The sequence below is a fragment of the Sporosarcina sp. FSL K6-3457 genome, from assembly GCF_038007285.1.
Taxonomy (GTDB): domain Bacteria; phylum Bacillota; class Bacilli; order Bacillales_A; family Planococcaceae; genus Sporosarcina.
Window position 1 is genome coordinate 2,317,919 of the sequence record NZ_JBBOWX010000001.1, and the last position, 18,418, is coordinate 2,336,336.

General features: G+C 39.6%; 13 protein-coding genes and 1 pseudogene. All 14 read right to left on the reverse strand.

The window, feature by feature from the left end; translation table 11 throughout:
* Positions 1-167 precede the first annotated feature (167 nt).
* Positions 168-1,745: an FAD-dependent oxidoreductase gene (locus N1I80_RS11020; protein ID WP_340737916.1), complete on the reverse strand. Its 1,578-nt coding sequence runs from the start codon at positions 1,743-1,745 to the stop codon at positions 168-170.
* A 148-nt stretch (positions 1,746-1,893) separates the two neighbouring features.
* A complete protein-coding gene (locus N1I80_RS11025) occupies positions 1,894-3,204 on the reverse strand; it encodes a DUF4179 domain-containing protein (RefSeq protein ID WP_340737917.1) in 1,311 nt (436 codons plus the stop codon).
* The gene (locus N1I80_RS11030; protein WP_340737918.1) at positions 3,205-3,696 is read right to left on the reverse strand and encodes a sigma-70 family RNA polymerase sigma factor; all 492 of its coding nucleotides are present in this window, start codon (positions 3,694-3,696) and stop codon (positions 3,205-3,207) included.
* A 317-nt stretch (positions 3,697-4,013) separates the two neighbouring features.
* Complete coding sequence (locus tag N1I80_RS11035; protein ID WP_340737919.1) at positions 4,014-5,492, reverse strand: amidase family protein; 1,479 nt, start codon at positions 5,490-5,492, stop codon at positions 4,014-4,016.
* Positions 5,493-5,517: 25 nt separating this feature from the next.
* Positions 5,518-5,745 (reverse strand): annotated as a pseudogene (locus N1I80_RS11040) (GrpB family protein); the annotation flags it as partial.
* A 149-nt stretch (positions 5,746-5,894) separates the two neighbouring features.
* A complete protein-coding gene (locus N1I80_RS11045) occupies positions 5,895-6,806 on the reverse strand; it encodes an alpha/beta fold hydrolase (RefSeq protein WP_340737920.1) in 912 nt (303 codons plus the stop codon).
* Positions 6,807-7,168: 362 nt separating this feature from the next.
* Positions 7,169-7,339: a hypothetical protein gene (locus N1I80_RS11050; RefSeq protein WP_340737921.1), complete on the reverse strand. Its 171-nt coding sequence runs from the start codon at positions 7,337-7,339 to the stop codon at positions 7,169-7,171.
* A 132-nt stretch (positions 7,340-7,471) separates the two neighbouring features.
* The gene (locus N1I80_RS11055; protein WP_340737922.1) at positions 7,472-8,080 is read right to left on the reverse strand and encodes a transglutaminase-like domain-containing protein; all 609 of its coding nucleotides are present in this window, start codon (positions 8,078-8,080) and stop codon (positions 7,472-7,474) included.
* A gap of 158 nt (positions 8,081-8,238) precedes the next feature.
* Complete coding sequence (yfkAB, locus tag N1I80_RS11060; protein ID WP_340737923.1) at positions 8,239-9,369, reverse strand: radical SAM/CxCxxxxC motif protein YfkAB; 1,131 nt, start codon at positions 9,367-9,369, stop codon at positions 8,239-8,241.
* A 294-nt stretch (positions 9,370-9,663) separates the two neighbouring features.
* Positions 9,664-11,526 carry an ABC transporter ATP-binding protein gene (locus N1I80_RS11065; RefSeq protein WP_340737924.1) on the reverse strand — a complete coding sequence of 621 codons (1,863 nt, stop codon included), beginning with the start codon at positions 11,524-11,526 and terminating at the stop codon, positions 9,664-9,666.
* A complete protein-coding gene (locus N1I80_RS11070; protein ID WP_340737925.1) occupies positions 11,523-13,247 on the reverse strand; it encodes an ABC transporter ATP-binding protein in 1,725 nt (574 codons plus the stop codon). The genes N1I80_RS11065 and N1I80_RS11070 overlap by 4 nt, the downstream gene beginning before the upstream one ends.
* 19 nt (positions 13,248-13,266) lie before the next feature.
* Entirely contained in the window at positions 13,267-14,304 is a 1,038-nt protein-coding gene (locus N1I80_RS11075) for a sensor histidine kinase (protein ID WP_340737926.1), read from the reverse strand.
* A complete protein-coding gene (locus N1I80_RS11080; RefSeq protein ID WP_340737927.1) occupies positions 14,301-14,975 on the reverse strand; it encodes a response regulator transcription factor in 675 nt (224 codons plus the stop codon). Before N1I80_RS11080 ends, N1I80_RS11075 begins: the two co-directional genes overlap by 4 nt.
* Positions 14,976-15,237: 262 nt before the next feature.
* The gene (locus tag N1I80_RS11085; RefSeq protein ID WP_340737928.1) at positions 15,238-18,408 is read right to left on the reverse strand and encodes an ATP-binding cassette domain-containing protein; all 3,171 of its coding nucleotides are present in this window, start codon (positions 18,406-18,408) and stop codon (positions 15,238-15,240) included.
* Between the last annotated feature and the right edge of the window lie 10 nt (positions 18,409-18,418).

An 18,418-nucleotide genomic window follows, 5' to 3' on the forward strand; every position in this document is an offset into this window, starting at 1 on the left:
ATTTCTATCGTTTTGTTAAAAAAACAATATCACCCTTTTCTCTCTTATTTTTCATCTTACCCTTTTTTACTGATGTTGGATAGGCTATAATCTATTGAAAAACACCATTGCACAGTTTGTTCCTGGCGATGGTGTTTCTAATTAGTCATATGGAATTTACCTGGCTATTAATAACCAGAGTCTTCTGATGTCAGATTGTCCATCATTTTATAGTCATATTTCTGTAAAGGTTTTTCTGCCGGCCCTTCCATCACTTCCCCTGTAAACGAAAATCTCGAGCCGTGACACGGACAATCCCAGGTTCGATCCCCACTGTTCCATTCCACCTCGCATCCAATATGCGTACATGTAGTATCAACGATGTGCAATTCACCTGTATCATCCTTATAAGCACCTTTTCGATGTCCATCCAACGTAATAACAGCACCTTCCCCGTTAGCCAAATCCTCGGGCACTGTTTTTGGTGAATCTAGCTTTCCTTTAATTAATTGGCCAACAACATTTGCATTCTCGACTAGAAAGTTTTTCAAACTCGGATGTGCATAAAAACGCGATGGTGTATACAATTTTTGAAAGGCATTTTCTTTTCCTACAATCATATCCCGAAACAGTAGCGCAGCCGCAGTCCCATTGGACATTCCCCATTTTCGAAAGCCTGTTGCAATGAGTATATTCGGTTGCCCCGAGGTTAGTTCCCCAATGTAAGGCAATTTATCCAACGTAGTAAGATCCTGGGCTGACCAACGATAGATAATGTCATCCAGTCCAAAAATCTCTTCACCGAAAGCCTCCAACGCTTTGTAATGCTCCATCGTATCTATGCCTTGACCTGTCTTGTGATTTTCACCGACAATTAGCACGACTTCCTCCCCATCTATCGTGACAGAACGAAGAGAACGTGTTGGCTCATCTGCGCTAATATAAATCCCGCCTGGGTATTTCTTCTTAGTCTTGACAGCTAAAGCATACGAACGATCCGCATACATTCTTGTAGAATAAAGCCCAAATCCCTCGTAAAATGGAAAGTGAGAACAAGCTAGGACATACTTGGCAGTAATTCGGTGTTCCTCACGAGTCAGAACAACTGGCTGCTCCCCAGTCTCAATATTCACGGCAGTAGTATTCTCAAAAATCAATCCACCCTTTTTCGTAATATGTTCGATTAAATGAACTAAATATTTAGTCGGATGAAATTGCGCTTGATTTTTCATGACAAGTGCATTTTGGATGGCAATATCGAATGGGATACTGTCTACTAGTCCCCCTTCAATCCCAAGTGTTTCATAAGCTTCCGCCTCTTTTTCGATTTTGCGTGCGTATTTTTCAGTCGTGGCATATATGTACGCATCTTGCATACTAAACTCACAATCAATTTGATGCTGTTCCACCGTATTTTTAATAAAGTCCAGTGCTTGACTATTTGCCTCATAATATAAACGTGCATGATTTCTTCCGATATTATGAATGAATTCATCATAGATTAAGTCATGCTGTGCGGTGATTTTTGCTGTCGTGTGTCCTGTCGTACCGTTCAACACTTTACCCGCTTCAATTATGGCGACCTTTAATCCTTCATTCACTAATAGATAAGCGGATGTAATTCCGGTAATACCTGCGCCTACAATAACGACGTCAACCTGTAAATCCTCTTCTAAACTTGGAAACTCAGGAAATTCAATAGCTGTCCTCCAATAGGACTGTGGGTCCTGAGGCAACTTTCCATTTTTTCGATTTTGATGGGTCATTGTAAATCCTCCAATAGCTACTTTGATACATAAAGGATTCCCATTCACAATTGGAATATACACGACTCATTACCATTAAGAGTGATTGAAGTCTAAATCCAGCCCCCCTCATATGATAAAAACTGCCAGGCGCATGATGTGGTACATACTATTCATCGCCCAACGGAATATTAATTTCTGCCTTACCTTCCAAATATAACGGATAGCTATTGATATTGAATCGAAGTGGATTTACTTCATTATCAAAATTGAAGGTATAGATGGCTTTTTTATAACTATTTTCTCTGCTAAAATTTATTGAATTTATGCTTCCACTGAGATCATCGCCTTCACGGTTCACTATTCCTCCGAATAGTTGACTCTCTACAGCCATTGGGTAAGTTACTTCCATTGTATTACTCGATGGCACTTGAACTTCGATATCCAGTTCACTCGGTACATACAGCACTTTCTGTTGCTCAAAATCGACCTCAATATAATCAGAGCCTTTTGGAAGTGCTTCAATTCCCTCCATCACTAATGTTAGTTTTTTCGGTTGCCTAAAATAATTACTATGCATACGTATGCTTACTTCACTGTCACGCCATATGCCGAATCCCTCCTCAACATCTCTTATTTGACCCCAATCTTCACCATTTTCATCAATTAACCTGACCCATCTAAATTTTAGTAATTTCATCGTGTTTTGTTCGTCAGCAGTTAGCAAAATATCGGCCCGTAAAGGTGAAATTTTCAATTGTTTAATGCTAATGGTTTGACCATCTACGACAACAGATTGGTTCACTTCATATACTTTGGGCTGTTTAATGTGCTTGGTGAGTGTGAATGGCACGACGAACTTTGTCTCTGCTGCATCATTCAAATGCAAATTAAATTCAAATGACATATTGTCATACGATAATTCATCGGCAGAAATAATATCAACTTTGTCTGCACGAAAAGCCGTTCCACCCACTAAAGAGCTAATGTAGGAACTTGCGACACCCCACGGAATACCTTGTTGAGACACCTCTAAAGATCCGATAGACACAGCGGAAAGTTTAAAGGGGAATTCAATATTATAGAATATAGTCATTCCTGAATCATCGGCTGCCACGCTCTGTAAAGTCAAGGTATAACCGCCTTGTGTTACTACAATTCCGAGTTCTTCGTGGTAGTCATTTTCGACAATGTCACTAATTCCTTTATCATAAGCAAACATATTCACGATAGAAGAAAATCCTGGAATTTTAGCAACTGCCTGTGCAAATACGGGAGATACACGAACTGATGTCACAAATAGCAACAGTACAATAGCGGCTACACTGGCGACTGCATACAAACGGCGCTTTCTCTTTCTTGCAAGCCGATGTCGCTGCATAGCCTTTGTACGTGCTGCGTGTAAGGCTTCTTTAGGGATTTCAATTTTTTCTAATTCCTCGGTAAGCTTCTGCCAATCCTGCTCGTTCAAGTTAGCCATTTACAGTTCCTCCTTTTCTATGAGTACACGTAATCTTTTTAACGTTGTGTGCAGCCTTGATTTCACGGTACCTTCGGGAATTTGTTTCAGCTGTGCAATGTCCCCGTTCTTCATATCCTGAAAATATTTCAAGTAAATCAGTTCCTGTTGCTCAATCGGCAAACTGGCGATTATATCAGCCATTTCGAATGGTTGCTGATCCGTCGATGCTATATCTACATCATAGTTGTAGACAAATCTCTGTTGCTTCTTTTTCATATCTAAACAAATATTAATCATCATTCGGACAAGCCATGTCCCTATGTATGCTGGTTCTTTGACGGTATGAATCTTTTTCAAAGCCCGATAAGTCAGCTCTTGTGTAGCTTCAATAGCATCATGCTCATTTTTCAAGTAAGCATAGGCCGTACGATAGAGCGTGTCCTCATGTCGCGCCAATAGCTCCACTAACGCCCGTTCATCACCCGCAATGGCCCGTTTCGCTAATTCCATCCCATCACCCCCTGTTACCTATTAGACTGTTCAACACGACGAATCGTTCATTTTATTTTTCACGATAAAAAACGAGTTGCACTAGAATTCAGTGAACTCGTTGCTTAATTCCTTCTAGCAGTGGGCTAAGAAGAGACAATAGAGTTATAATGCGAACGGTTGGGCGACGGATACGAAGCAAAATCACTTAGGTGTATAGGATAGTACCTCGTGATGCGCAGTTAACAAGAAAAGATTGCAATACTTTCCGCATTAATCCACCGTCAGTTCAACAAGCAATCACTTATTTATATCTCCTCATTAATTTTGAGTCAAATTCAACTTTTATGGTATGTCAAGTTAGGTGCTTTCCGATGTTTTGTAGCTTGTTCAAAAGCATATGCAAGTTTAATTAATATACCTTCACTAAAAGCAGTACCTGCAAAAGTTATACCAAATGGTCTTCCACTTTCCTTGTATCCAGCAGGTAGAGCTATGGATGGATATCCAGCTTTAGCACAGATTGTCGAACCTACATATGAAGGAAAAAGAATAGCGTCTACATCATACTTTTTCAAAGCAGAATCAATACCCATTTGAGAAAAATATAAATCATCTAGCTTTGCATTCAAATATTCTGGATTTCTAAGCGTGTTGGGTAATCCAACCATTTCCTCCAACTTATTTTGCCCATATTTCAATGCTCTATCTGCATTATTCTTATTAAACTCAATCAATTCAGCTATAGAGTGTACAGGCAAATTCGATGGGAGCTTAGAAAGATAGTTTTCCAAACTATGTTTCATCTCAGATTTTAATACCACTCTTTTCCACTCTCTATGAAAAGAAGGAATTTCGATATCCTCAATGACTTTAGCTCCTTCTTCATTTAAGGTTTGAATGGCATTCTTAAATGATTCGTCTTCGTATTCCTCAGATGCATAAAATTCTTTAGAAGCATTTTTAAATACACCAATTTTAGCACCCTTTAAACCAAAAGAATCCAAGTAAATTGAATAATCCTGCTGTGACCTTCCTTCACTTTTATGGGTTGCAGCGTCAAGTTCATCGACACCAGCCAAAGCACCTAATAAAATAGCCGCGTCCGTAACCGTTCTTGCCATTGGTCCTGCCGTGTCTTGAGAATACGTGAAAGGAATTATACCAGTACGGCTAATCAATCCAACAGTTGGTTTTATACCTACCACAGAATTTGTTACCGCTGGACTTAGAATAGAAGCATCAGTTTCAGTGCCAACAGCCAATACTGTAAAATTTGTAGCAACTGCCACAGCTGAACCTGAACTGGATCCCCCGACAAAAAGGTCAGCATCGCCATATGGATTTAATACTTGTCCACCTCTGGAGCTATAGCCTGCCCACATTGTATTTGACATCCCATTCGCTAGTTCGGTCATATTAGCCTTACCTAAGATTACTGCACCCGCGTTACGGAGCTTTTCAACAAGGAATGCATCATGACTGCTAATATGATTCTCTAATGCAAGTGTTCCTGCACTTGTATGCATTGAATCTTTCGTTTCAATACTATCTTTAAGAACAATAGGAATACCGTGTAAAGGACCTCTAACACCCTTTGTTTTTCTTTCATAATCTAATGCTTCAGCAATGAATATTGCGTCAGGATTTATTTCAAGAATAGAATTTATTTTCGGACCGTCTTGGTCATACTTTGCTATTCTAAAGAGGTAATACATGACCAACTCTTTTGATGTTACTTCACCTATTTCCATAGCTACTTGTATATCATTAATTGTTAATTCTTCCTTAAAAAAATTGTTAAAGTTAATTTCCATATAAACACTCCCCCGCACCATTTCCCTATTTTAAATCATGTATTCTTTTCTTGAAGATATTTTTCACGAATGCCTCTTTATGGTCCGTATACTCGGTTATCCCAGTCGAATGTATTCTCAAATAATCTTGTTTCAAATTGGTATAGGCTTGCCGCGCATGTTCATTCGCATTTAAATAATCTCTATAAAAAAGCAGGTTTTTCCATAGCTCTTTCTCGTGTTCTACCAGATGAATGTAATGGGTTTTTTCTTCATTATTGTTCAAGCCTAATTTCATTTAATGACCTCCTTCCAGCACCTCACAACTATAATGATTGCGGCAAATGAGTTTTATACATCTCCAATCCGTTCATAAGTTCCTTTAAAACACGAATTGTTTTGGATGCGACTTCAATTCCATTTTCAATATTTTATTCCCTTAACAATCTCGGTTATTGATTCAACAATAATATCAGGTTTATCCATATGTATTGAATGACCTGCTTCTTGAACTACAATCAATTTACTATTTTGAGTAAGCCTAGCTTGATTCATGATAAGCTCTTGCCACTTTTCTTCAAATAACCGCAACTCCCATTCTGGTAATCCTTCCTCAATTCCCATCTTAATGGAATGCTCTTTATCTCGGCCAAGAACAATTAAAGGGATATCAGGGAATTCCCCTAATCGCTTGATGATTTCTGCATCCTTCTTCCAATTGCTAATTTCTGAATACATGGCTTTATATAAATTGGGATTTACCTGAAAAGCAATTAAGCGTTGCTGTAAGTCAAAAGGGAGTCGTTCTTGTTTTTGGGTTAAAGTAGGGCTTATTACCTCTCTCAGTTCTTCCTTTTTCATTAATGAATACAAATGACACTTTTCTATCCAGATGTCATCAGTTGAATCTTCATTCAACATAGGCAAATCCAGCTCATCTAAGACCTTTAAATCAACAGAAGTTGAATCAACTAACACCATCCCTGCAACCTTTTCAGGATGGGCTTTTACGAAATGCTGTGCACATAAACCACCATATGAATGCCCAACCAATATTACAGGTTCGGCCATTTTAAGTAGTGATATCATCTCACTTATCTCATTGACAACTGCCTGTGTATTACGTACATCATTACGAATTTCACTATTACCAAGTCCAGGTCTATGAAACATCACTACTCTATTCGATTTACTTAATAACTCTGATATATCGTGCCATTCATCGAACGAACAACCCATTCCAGTAAGGATAATAATTGGTGTTCCAGTTTCTCCTTTTTGAAGAATCTCGATTTTATGTTGATTTACTAATAAATATTGACTAATTTCACTCACCCCTTGCTACTATTTGATCGTGTACTTCTTCCAGTCATTGTACTTGTCAATACTTTACCACAAAAATCTAAATGTTTTATTTAATTAAAGAAAAACGACACTACTATGAGCAATTGACGCTCATAGTAGTGTCGTTTTAAGTTTAGACTAACGTGAAATATCCAATAATGTCGTTATTCTGTCCCTCGTCTACCACTAAAACTGTTCGAGTAGAACCTCTTTTTTCACTCTCAATAGCTTTTATGTAAATAGTTTTCTACATCAATATTTATTTCACAAACAAAAGAAGAGAGATAGGATTGAAAATTTCTCCCTTCTGATTTGTCAGCCTCTAATTGTAAACTTATACTAATAATCTCCATCTACTTACGTGAATTAAGGATCTTCGAGGCATGTTTCACTTTTTCTTCTCGTGACAACTTGAGGTCATTGAAGATAGTAGATTCTTTAATCGTTCTTCTCGGAGCTCTAAGTATCTCGATAGCTTCTGATTCGTTTAAAGTGAAATTTGTATCTAACGCTTTAGTAGCCATATCCTTCTCCTCCTCATTTTCACACAAACACATCACATCCTTTAAGGTACGTATATGTGCAAGTATTGCTATTGATTACCCTTAATATACCACAAGATGAGGTTTCTACTGTTTGAATTGAAATGCTCTTGATTATATGGATTGTGGCAAATGATATTTATACATCTTCAATGCGTCCCTATGTTTCTCCAAAATCTTAATTGTTTCAGGATGTGGTTTCATATAAATAAATGGATAGTCCTTCTCATCAAATTCCTCTTGAATAGAAAAAGCCAGTCTTTCTTCATCAATTGAAAATTGAGCATCGACACCTTTTTTGTTTCCCCTGGCGTCTAGTCGAATCCATTTGTGCAACGTTTTAAGATAAACAGCATTTAACGCATGAATCGAATACCCTTTTTCAGGTGTATCAAATAACATCAATCGTTGATAGCAAAAACCAGTGGGTATCCCCAGTGAACGCAATAGAGCCGCCAATAAATTCGACTTTGCATAGCAAATTCCTTCTTTGTAGGTGAGGACATCAGAAGCCTTGCACGTCACTCGTTTGCTTTGGATATCCCAAGAATGTGCAATTTCATCACGAACAAATTCGAAAGCAATTTTCACTTTTTCAATTTCGGTTTGAGATGGAGTGAATAAATCATTTGTTTTTTGTTGAATGATTGGATTTTTAAAATCAACTTCTTTTAATTCCAGCAAATAATCATTAAATCTAGTAGATTCACATACTAATTGCATCGGCTTACCTCTTTCTTTTAGATTTTGATAAATAATAGTATACACTTATAATGAGAGTTTTCCATCAATTCACACAAAATTCAAGCAAGTCCTACAAATTAAAAACGACACAACCATGAACGTTCAATTGCTCATAGTCGTGTCGTCTTAAGTTTAAATTAACGTGAAATAGCTGCTTCCCTCTTCGTAAAATCCATCTCTGGATAATACGCCTCTTTTACTAACAAATTCGGTCCTAGGCAGTTCACTGCTGGACAGTGACAGCCAAGCGTTTTCGCTAACGGACGTTCCAACCAACGATCAAGCATTTGCGGCAATGAATCGGTTTGAATATTACCCATTGGTGGTGTATCACCGAAATCTGTAACAATGACATCACCAGTAAAAATATTAACGTTCAAACGTGAGCGACCATCAGGGTCATTACGCACCGAGACGTTTTTGCTGTTGTAAATTCGTTGCAACAACGCCAAATCATCTTCGTTATCACTGCATGGATAAAATGGCAGTGTGCCGAATAGCATCCAGACGTCTTCATCACGTGTATCTAACAGCTGATGGATGGCTTTTCGTGTTTCATCCAATGACAGCACTTCAAGCTGTGAAGCAAAATCACTTGGATACATCGGGTGCACCTCGTGACGTGCACATTTCATTTCCTCGATGATTTGTCGATGGATATGTTCGAGATGCGGCAGCGTCCGTTTATTCAACATCGTTTCTGCTGACACCATAACGCCTGCTTCAGCCAATGCTCGGCTATTGTCAATCATACGCTGGAACTGCTCAGCACGGCGCTCACGCGGTGGTTTTCGTTCCATATTGGCGAAGCCGCCATCGATGAAATCATCGACCGTGCCCCAATTATGTGAAATATGAAGGACATCCAAATACGGGGCGATGGCCATATAACGATCGAGTGGCATCGTCAAGTTGGAGTTCATTTGCGTGCGGATACCGTGTTCATGAGCATATTTCAATAGTGGTAAGACATATTGTTCTACCGATTTTTTGGAAAACATCGGCTCACCGCCCGTAATACTGATGGTCCGTAAATGTGGAATCTCTTCTAAACGCCCAATTAGCAAGTCAATCGGCAAAGCGTCCGGATCTTTATGCTCCAACATATAGCCGACTGCACAATGCTCACAGCGCATATTACATAAATATGTCGTTGTAAACTCAATGCTCGACAACGTCAGTTTGCCATGCTGTTGTACATCTAAGTACGCCTCCCATGGATCATGTGCAGGTGTCATTTTTGTTACTGATGGTACAGTTGTTTTCATTTTATAACAAGCTCCTATAGTTAAAGTTATCTACTAAAATAGTATGCACGTCAGATCAAACTTACGCAAGTACATTAGAACAACGACTTAGTTACCCTTTAATAAACAACATCATATTAATGTAAATTTATTGGCGGTTCAAGTATAGTTATTGGCGTTCATCAGTCGTTTATTAGCGGATGAAGATTATTTATTGGCGTTCACGACCTATTTATTGGCGAATAAGGACTTTGCTACTACAGTAAAACAAAACCCCATCCGAGAAAAAACGCTCGTAGATGGGGTTTGTGCACTTTATACTGCTGTGTCCTCTGAAAATTGACTATTATACAGTTCAGCATAAAAGCCATTGTCCTCAAGTAACTCATCATGTGTGCCCTGTTCAATGACTGTCCCCTGATCCATAACAATAATCAGATCTGCGTCACGAATCGTAGATAGACGGTGAGCAATGACAAAGCTCGTTCGCCCTTCCATCAGACGGTTCATAGCCTGTTGGATCAGTAATTCCGTCCGTGTATCGACACTTGACGTCGCTTCATCCAAAATCATGATTGCAGGATTTGCGAGAACCGCACGCGCAATCGTGATGAGCTGCTTTTGGCCTTGTGAAATATTAGATGCTTCTTCGTTTAAAACAGTGTCATAACCTTCTGGCAATGTACGGATAAAGTGATCAGCATGAGCCATTTTTGATGCAGCGAAAATCTCATCGTCCGTTGCACCCTCTTTTCCGAACGCAATATTGTCTTTAATCGTGCCATTGAAGAGCCATGTATCTTGCAGAACCATACCAAACGTCTTTCGTAGGTCTTCACGCGACATACTGCGTGTATCGAGCCCATCAATGGTGATTTTACCGCTATTTAATTCGTAAAAACGCATTAATAAATTAATCAAAGTCGTTTTCCCAGCACCCGTAGGTCCGACGATAGCGACCGTTTGACCTGGAGCAACATCAAGATTCATATCTTGAATAAGCAAGTCTTCTCCATAGCCAAAGTCAACGTGTTCAAATGCTACGGCACCTTTTGCACGTGACAACGTCACTGTCGTTACTTCTGTGATTTCCTCGACCTCATCGAGCAGCTCAAAGACACGTTCTGCTGCCGCAACGGTGGACTGAATGACATTGGCAATATTCGCTGTTTGCATAATCGGCTGCGAAAATTGGCGTGTATACGTAATAAACGCTTGAATATCCCCGATGGAAATGGCACGTTGCGTCACCAAGATACCCCCAACAACACAGATGACAACATAGCTCAAGTTACCAATCAAAGACATCATCGGCATAATAATACCCGAGATGAATTGGGCTTTACGCCCCGCATCGTATAGTTGTTCATTGACTTCATCAAATTCTGCTATGGATTTTTGCTCATGGCCAAACGCTTTGACAACTTGATGACCTGTATACATTTCTTCAATATGACCATTCAATTCACCGAGTGTCCGTTGCTGATCAGCAAAATGTTTTTGTGACCGTTTCAAAATCGGTCGAATGCCAAACATCGACAAAGGTAGACTGATAAGTGCAATCAATGTAAGAATCGGACTAATGAACAACATCATCGCCAGAATCCCGACAATCGTCACAATGGACGTGATAAATTGCGTCAAACTCTGTTGCAAGGTGCTACCAATTGTATCGATATCATTAGTTACTCGACTTAATGTTTCACCGACAGGGCGTCCATCATAATATTTCAGCGGCAGCTTCTTCAACTTACCGTTGACGTCCTCTCGCAAATCATAGACTGTTTTCTGTGCCACACTCGACATAATATATTGCTGAATATAGCTAAACAAACTACTAATTACATAGAGCCCACCTAATAATAGCAGTAAGTTTCCAATGGCGTAAAAATCTATTGCCGCTCCAGGCACCTCATTAAACTTGCCATACGCCCCTTCAAATAATTCTGTAATGGCATCCCCCATTATTTTAGGGCCAACAATGGAAAACACCGTACTCAAAATAGCTGCGACGAGTACTGCAATTAATTGATTTTGACGTGGTTTTAAATAGCGAATCAGGCGTCGTAATGTCCCTTTAAAGTCCTTAGCCTTTTGTCCGGTCATCATCATATTACCCCCGCTACCAGGTCCCATTTGAGCGCCGCCTTGAGGGTTCGATTTTTTATGCTCACTCATGCAGTTTCCTCCTCTGAGAGCTGTGATTCAACGATTTCACGATATACGTGATTCGCTTCCAGCAGTTCTTTATGTGTACCGATACCCGCAATCTCACCATTATCCAAAACGATGATTTGATCGGCATCGACGACCGTGCTGACACGCTGGGCGACGATGACGACAGTTGCTTCTTTCGTTTCATCCTTCAGCGCAGACCGTAATTTCGCATCTGTTTTATAATCAAGAGCAGAAAAACTATCATCGAAAATGTAGAGGTCAGGTTTACGAATCAATGCCCGCGCAATGGATAGCCGTTGTTTTTGGCCCCCTGAGACATTTGAGCCACCTTGTGAAATAACAGACTCATAACCGTCTTTCATCTGGGTGATAAAATTCTCGGCTTGTGCGATACGAGCCGCATGTTCAATTTCATCTTGTGTAGCATCTTGTTTACCAAAACGAATATTTTCAGCAATCGTTCCCGAAAATAACAACGCTTTTTGTGGCACAAAACCAATTTTCGACCGCACTTCCTCTTGCGACGAATCACGGATATCCACGCCATTGACACGAATGGTTCCGGAAGTTACCTCATAAAAACGGGGAATCAAGTTAATAAGCGTCGTTTTTCCAGCTCCAGTTCCACCAATAATCGCCGTCACTTGACCTGACTTCGCCGCAAAGCTAATTGCTGACAAAGCTGATTCTTCGGCCCCTGGATAGCTGAATGACACATTATCAAATTCAAGTGTGCCAGGTACTTTGTCTGATTTTTGTTTGCCTTCATCCAAAAAGGTCGGTTGCATCGCGAGCACCTCATTAATACGATTTGCAGACACAGCCGCTCGTGGAATCATCACAAACATCATCGATGCCATGACCAGTGCGAACATAATTTGCATAACGTATTGAATAAAGGCCATTAAATCCCCGATTTGCATGCCGCCATTATCAATGCGGATTCCACCAAACCAAATAATACCCACAACCGTCAAGTTCATCACAAGCATCATAACCGGCATTAAAATCGCCATAATCTTATTGACCTTGATGGATACATCGGTCAAGTCTTTATTCGCTTTTTGCAGACGGACTTGCTCCTGTTTCTCGCGATTAAACGCACGGATGACACGGATCCCTGTTAAGTTTTCACGTAACACCAAATTCAATCGATCCAATCGCTCTTGCACCTGTTGGAAAAGAGGCACCCCTTTATAAAGGATAAAAAGCACAGATGCGATTAAAACAGGCATCGTCGCAACAATAATTAACGATAATTTTGCATCCTTTGATACTGCCATAATTAAGCCACCAACAAACATAATTGGCGCACTAACGACCATACGAAGCATCATAATGACCACTTGCTGCACTTGAGTAATATCATTTGTTGTTCTAGTAATCAATGAAGCCGTGCCAATTTCATCAAAATCTTGTAGTGAAAAACTTTCTACATGTTTAAACACTTTACGGCGAATATCACGCCCAAGGCCCATTGCGGCTTGGGATGAATAGTAACTGGCAGTAACAGATGCGGCTGCACCGAGCGCTGCCACTAACAGCATGATGCCGCCAATTTTCCAAATGTACGGAATATTTCCAACGACAACCCCTTTATCGATAATATCCGCCATCAGCGTCGGCAAAAATAAATCGGATAGGGATTGAACAAAAACAAGCCCGAGGATTGCGACAACAATCCATTTATAGACAGATAAGTTCTTTAATAATTTGATCATTCCCTAGATGCTCCTTCTTCTATAATTTCTCTTGCAATATCACCGTAAACGTAGTGCCCTCATTCAATGCGCTTTGGACATGAATGGAGCCTTCATGCATATCGATGATTTTCTTTGTAATGGACAAGCCGAGCCCACTACCACCCAGTTTACGATTGCGCGATGCATCCACCTTATAAAATCGTTCAAAGAGATGGGCCTGATGTTCCTCAGCAATCCCCATTCCACTATCTGTGATTTCTACAATCGCATCTTTACCATACTCATAAAGGACAATTTTAAGTGTTCCTCCATTAGGCGTAAACTTGATGCTATTGCTAATAAGATTAATCCACACTTGACTCATTAGCTCTTGATCAGCGGTAACTTCTACTTCAGCTAACGCAATATCCAATTCCAGTGATTTCGCAAGCCACTGCGGTTCGCAGGACAAAATGATTGTACGAAGCTGTTTATCCAATCGATAGGGAACAGGCTCAAATGGATGATGCTGAGACTCAATGGACGTTAGCTTCAATAAGTTATCACTTAGATTCGCTAAGCGTAAGCTTTCTGTCTCAATAATTCCTAAATAATGCTCCCGCTCCTCTACTGTTAAATGATTCTGCTTTAACACATTGGCAAAACCATTGATGGAAGCAAGAGGTGATTGAATCTCATGCGATACATTTGAGATGAATTCCTGACGCATCTCTTCTATCTGGTTCAGCTCAACAGCCATCTCGTTAATGCCCTCTACAATTTTGGCAAATGGATGATTTTTATTATGTTCAAATTGATTGGCAATTTGGATTGTATAATTACCTTTTGAAATACTCTTCATAGCCTCGATGATAGCTGCGAAAAAATCGTTACGTCTTTGCGGGGCACATTTCGAAAATGTCCACATCGAAACGAGAAACAAAAAAATCATGACGAATAAAGTCAGTAACCCCTTAGAAAAATCACTTGTTTGCAGCTCGAATTGCTTATAGAATAACGAAGTCCCGGTATATGCTAATGACCAAAAGGTGATAATGACAACAATCATTGTCCCAATACGTAGTCCTTTTTTCATTCATCCACCTCAAGGCGGTAGCCTAACCCACGAATTGTACGAATTGAAAAGCAACTTGACGGAGCAGGAAAGCGCTCGCGCAAACGATTTATATGAACATCAATCGTTCGGTCCGTGCCCTCGTAATCATAGCCCCATATATCTTCAATGAGTTGCTCTCGTGAAAAGGTTTTACCTGGATAACTAGCTAATTTAAACAACACTTCAAATTCTTTTAGCGGTAGCTCTATACTTTGATTCCTTAAGGACACTTCAAATGTCTTACGATTCATCAGCAATTGACCGACCTGAACGGTTTGTGAAATCGCAATTCGATACCGTTTCAGTAACGCCTTCACCCGTGCCACCAGCTCAGCAGGCTCAAAGGGCTTGACAAGATAATCATCCGTTCCGAGTTCAAACCCCTTCACCTTCTGTGTCGTGTCTCCTTTTGCTGTCAGCATCAGCAAAGGAATATCATACTGCTTACGAATTTCTTGACATAGCTCCCAGCCGTCCATATTAGGCATCATAATATCCAATATGACGATATCCGTCTTAAATGATTCTAAGGCTACCAAAGCTTCCACACCGTCACATGCTTCTACAATTTCAAAGCCCTCTGGACGAAAAAAAAGTCCAACTAATTCTCGCATATGTGGATCATCATCGACAATCAATAATTTCACCATACTTCCCACCCACTTTCCTCGCTTGGCAATCTCAAGATTTTTGCATACGCTCATTTTAGTAGAACTATGTTAACTCAATATTAACTGCGAATATCAAATATGGGACATAATAATCGTACTGTGCAAGTTTGTTACGTCATACATCGTTGTGAGACATTGCTAGTGCTACAAAAAACAGACAATAATAATGACAGCTTTACGCCGTTATCATCATTGTCCGCTAGCTCTTCACTAAAATATCACTTGTTCCAATCAATCACAATTACTTATTTTGCTCAAGGAATTGGTAAACTGCCATCATTTCTTGTTTATTCAACTCACGAATACGTTTGAATATGAGCAGATCTGCAACAGGCTCAAGATGCAAGCTGTCAGTAACAGCATCACTTACTGTGCCAGCTAGCCATGTTTGTACGTTTATTCCCTCAACAATCTCCTTACGCCCTTCATCATCGATGCCACTTGCATCACAACTCACACACGGGATCGTCAATTTAAAGACGCCATCATGGAGATTATCTTCTGTAATGACTTTCTTCCCTTTACAAAATGGGCACGGATGACTTTTTTTAATTTTATTAATTTGGGTAACAATTTTTTTGTAACCTAAGGCTTCATAGACATACGTCAATTTTTTGTATTTTCCATTGGTAAAATACTTATCAATAATCGATTCTCGCGTTTCCGTAATATTGTCAAAATCACAGATGGTAATTTGATTATTCATGCTGATGGATTCGATATTGCTGCTAATACTGTCCCAGAATGGCAAGGCATTTTGTAAAACCATTTCATAATGGGCAAAGCTTCCTTGCTCCAGCTCAAACATTTTTAGAGCGACCTGTGTTTCTCTCGGCAACAAAGAGACGTCTTCCGTCAAAGTCATCTCACCGCCGACAATCGCCTGTAGTTTTTCGAGTACCTGTAAATTCCCAACAGTTTTTATCACTTGATCGAGTGGCTGCTGAATAATGGCACGAATATCCGTATCGCCAAATAATAGCTTTTTATGATGATTGAGCACAGTCCCTTGACACACTGGACAGCTAATCATTTCTTTCGATTCTTTCATTTGCTCTTTAATGATCGATTTCGATACAAATATATAACGCCCAATGATGAGATTAAAGCCTTCCCAAGTCCTCCGTGCCTTACCTTCTTTATCATAGAACGATTTTTCCCAATACCCATATAAAAAGGTATGTTTTTCTGCATCCGTCATATCATTGTAACTTTTACTGATGTCCTGACCAAGCTCATTGTTAATCTCATCAAAGAGGAATTGCAATTTTGGATATTGGTAGTATTTTAAAACCTCCATCACGTCTGGATGCAATAGACCGTCCCAGAATGGTACGTTTTTGTCCTGAATGACAATATCTATATCAAATTTCTCAATCACTCCGCGACCCGAGCAGGATGGACAATGGTTGTCTTGACGATAAAAATCGAAGCTATTCGTATTCTTATTGGTCGGATGCGCCGCTACAATATGGTTGATCACTCCACCCATTTCGTAGAGAAAGCTATATTGACTATACAAGTGCCGTTCCAAATCAATGGCGATGACGGGTGCAATGGTATCAGATTCGTATTCACCATAAATCAACCGAGCCATTGAGGATAAGCTTTTTAAAATGCCGCCCTTATAGATATTTTCTGCATTTTTAAAATAGCTAATCTGATTTTCTTTTAAGTAGTTAACGCCAGTTTTTTGATGGAGTGTTGAAGTGATTTGTAATGGAGCCAATCGATCCGTATTGTTTTGCTGACGATAATAATCTTCATGACTGACAACATCTAGGTGCTCCACAGGCGCAAGCTGTCTTTTCCCAAAATCAACGATAAAATCAGCATTTTCCATCATATACGCATTATGTTCAATCATGATGATTGAAACAGATTCATCCTGCAAAATACCTCTGACGCTATCAATGAATTGATTTAAAATATTTTGTGACAACCCTTTTGAAGGCTCGTCGAAAATAAAAAGCGTATGTGGGTTTCTTGAGTTGGCAAACAGCTCAGACACTAGATGGACACATTGAAATTCACCCGTCGATAGAGACTGTGTTTTTCTTTCCAACGTCAAATAACCAAGTCCAAGTTTGATTAACAAGCTCAAACGTTTATGGGCAATATCTTCAATTGGCAGCTCATCAATAATATCTTCAATCGAGCGCTGAAAAATATCATCAATCTCTTCACTATATTTTGTGAGTTTCCTTTTAATATCAAGAAACGTTGCAACTGTTGACCGACTCGTAATTGATTGGTTTCGATTTTGCCCGACCATAACTAGTTTGTCTTTAGGATATCGACTTAAAAAATCTTTGGCCATGCACTCGTTGACAAGTGTAGATTTACCGCAGCCAGATTCACCCGTAAAAGTGACAAGTCTATTTTTAGGAATCTGAATATCGGTGATTTGAATATTACGGCAGGAAAGATCATGAAATTGATAATAATCTGTTGGCATTACCTGATTTCGTTCTGAAGGGATTGGTTTAGGACGTGGGGATTCTTCAACAATTTGCCCACCGTATTTCCCACTACCAGGTCCAAAGAACAATTGTTCATCTGTCGCGTCGAGTACTGTGTCTGAATGGTCAATGAGCCAAATTTGATTTTTATAGCCCAATTTTTTAATTTGCTCTAAAATTTTCAATAGGGTTTCATGATCAAGACCTACGGAGATTTCATCAATAATAATGACAGTACTTTCACTAGTTGCCATGAATTCAGCCAAGTATAGTCTTGTTAATTCTCCACCTGACAATGTACCCATAATGCGATTGACGGTTAAGTAACCAATGTTCATATTGATGATATTTTGAAGAATATGTTGTTTCGCTTCACTGATATGTAGTTCTTCTTTTAGCGAAAGAATCGTTTCAATACTTAAGTTGTTGATGGCGGAAATACTATGGGATTGGCCCAATAATTCTAGCGTATATTGTTCAACTTCTGGATTATAGCGCTTGCCCTCACACTTTTTACATTCGACGTTTTTAGTCGTTCCTCGCCCTTTACAAGCTGGACACCAGCCTAATTCATTATTAAAAGAAAAAGTTTCTGGAGAAAGGTTAAATTTTTCGGCAAGCCGCACGCGAATCTCTTTAAAAACGCCCGTATGGGTGCCAATTGTTGAACGTGGATTAGAAGATATGGCTGACTTTCCAAGAAAAAGGACTAAAGGCATTTCCCTCATCTTGATAGCACTGAAATTAGTTTCCATAATAGCAGGAAATAAATACTGATATTCGGCCTTTGGCAATAAGGAAACGAGGCGCTTCTTGGACTCTTCACCAATCGTTTGACAAAAAGTCGTTTTACCGGATCCTGACAATCCGGCAATTCCTAGCGATTGATCTACTGGTAGTGCTGCATCTAATTGGTTAATATTGTTCGCGATTAATTGATTGATATTCATAGTGAACCCC

What these genes read in the sequence shown, in the direction of transcription:
- N1I80_RS11020 (WP_340737916.1), bottom strand. Translation starts at nt 1,745, where the DNA reads ATGACCCATCAAAATCGAAAAAATGGAAAGTTGCCTCAGGACCCACAG.
- N1I80_RS11025 (WP_340737917.1), bottom strand. Translation starts at nt 3,204, where the DNA reads ATGGCTAACTTGAACGAGCAGGATTGGCAGAAGCTTACCGAGGAATTA.
- N1I80_RS11030 (WP_340737918.1), bottom strand. Translation starts at nt 3,696, where the DNA reads ATGGAATTAGCGAAACGGGCCATTGCGGGTGATGAACGGGCGTTAGTG.
- N1I80_RS11035 (WP_340737919.1), bottom strand. Translation starts at nt 5,492, where the DNA reads ATGGAAATTAACTTTAACAATTTTTTTAAGGAAGAATTAACAATTAAT.
- N1I80_RS11050 (WP_340737921.1), bottom strand. Translation starts at nt 7,339, where the DNA reads ATGGCTACTAAAGCGTTAGATACAAATTTCACTTTAAACGAATCAGAA.
- N1I80_RS11055 (WP_340737922.1), bottom strand. Translation starts at nt 8,080, where the DNA reads ATGCAATTAGTATGTGAATCTACTAGATTTAATGATTATTTGCTGGAA.
- yfkAB (WP_340737923.1), bottom strand. Translation starts at nt 9,369, where the DNA reads ATGAAAACAACTGTACCATCAGTAACAAAAATGACACCTGCACATGAT.
- N1I80_RS11065 (WP_340737924.1), bottom strand. Translation starts at nt 11,526, where the DNA reads ATGAGTGAGCATAAAAAATCGAACCCTCAAGGCGGCGCTCAAATGGGA.
- N1I80_RS11070 (WP_340737925.1), bottom strand. Translation starts at nt 13,247, where the DNA reads ATGATCAAATTATTAAAGAACTTATCTGTCTATAAATGGATTGTTGTC.
- N1I80_RS11075 (WP_340737926.1), bottom strand. Translation starts at nt 14,304, where the DNA reads ATGAAAAAAGGACTACGTATTGGGACAATGATTGTTGTCATTATCACC.
- N1I80_RS11080 (WP_340737927.1), bottom strand. Translation starts at nt 14,975, where the DNA reads ATGGTGAAATTATTGATTGTCGATGATGATCCACATATGCGAGAATTA.
- N1I80_RS11085 (WP_340737928.1), bottom strand. Translation starts at nt 18,408, where the DNA reads ATGAATATCAATCAATTAATCGCGAACAATATTAACCAATTAGATGCA.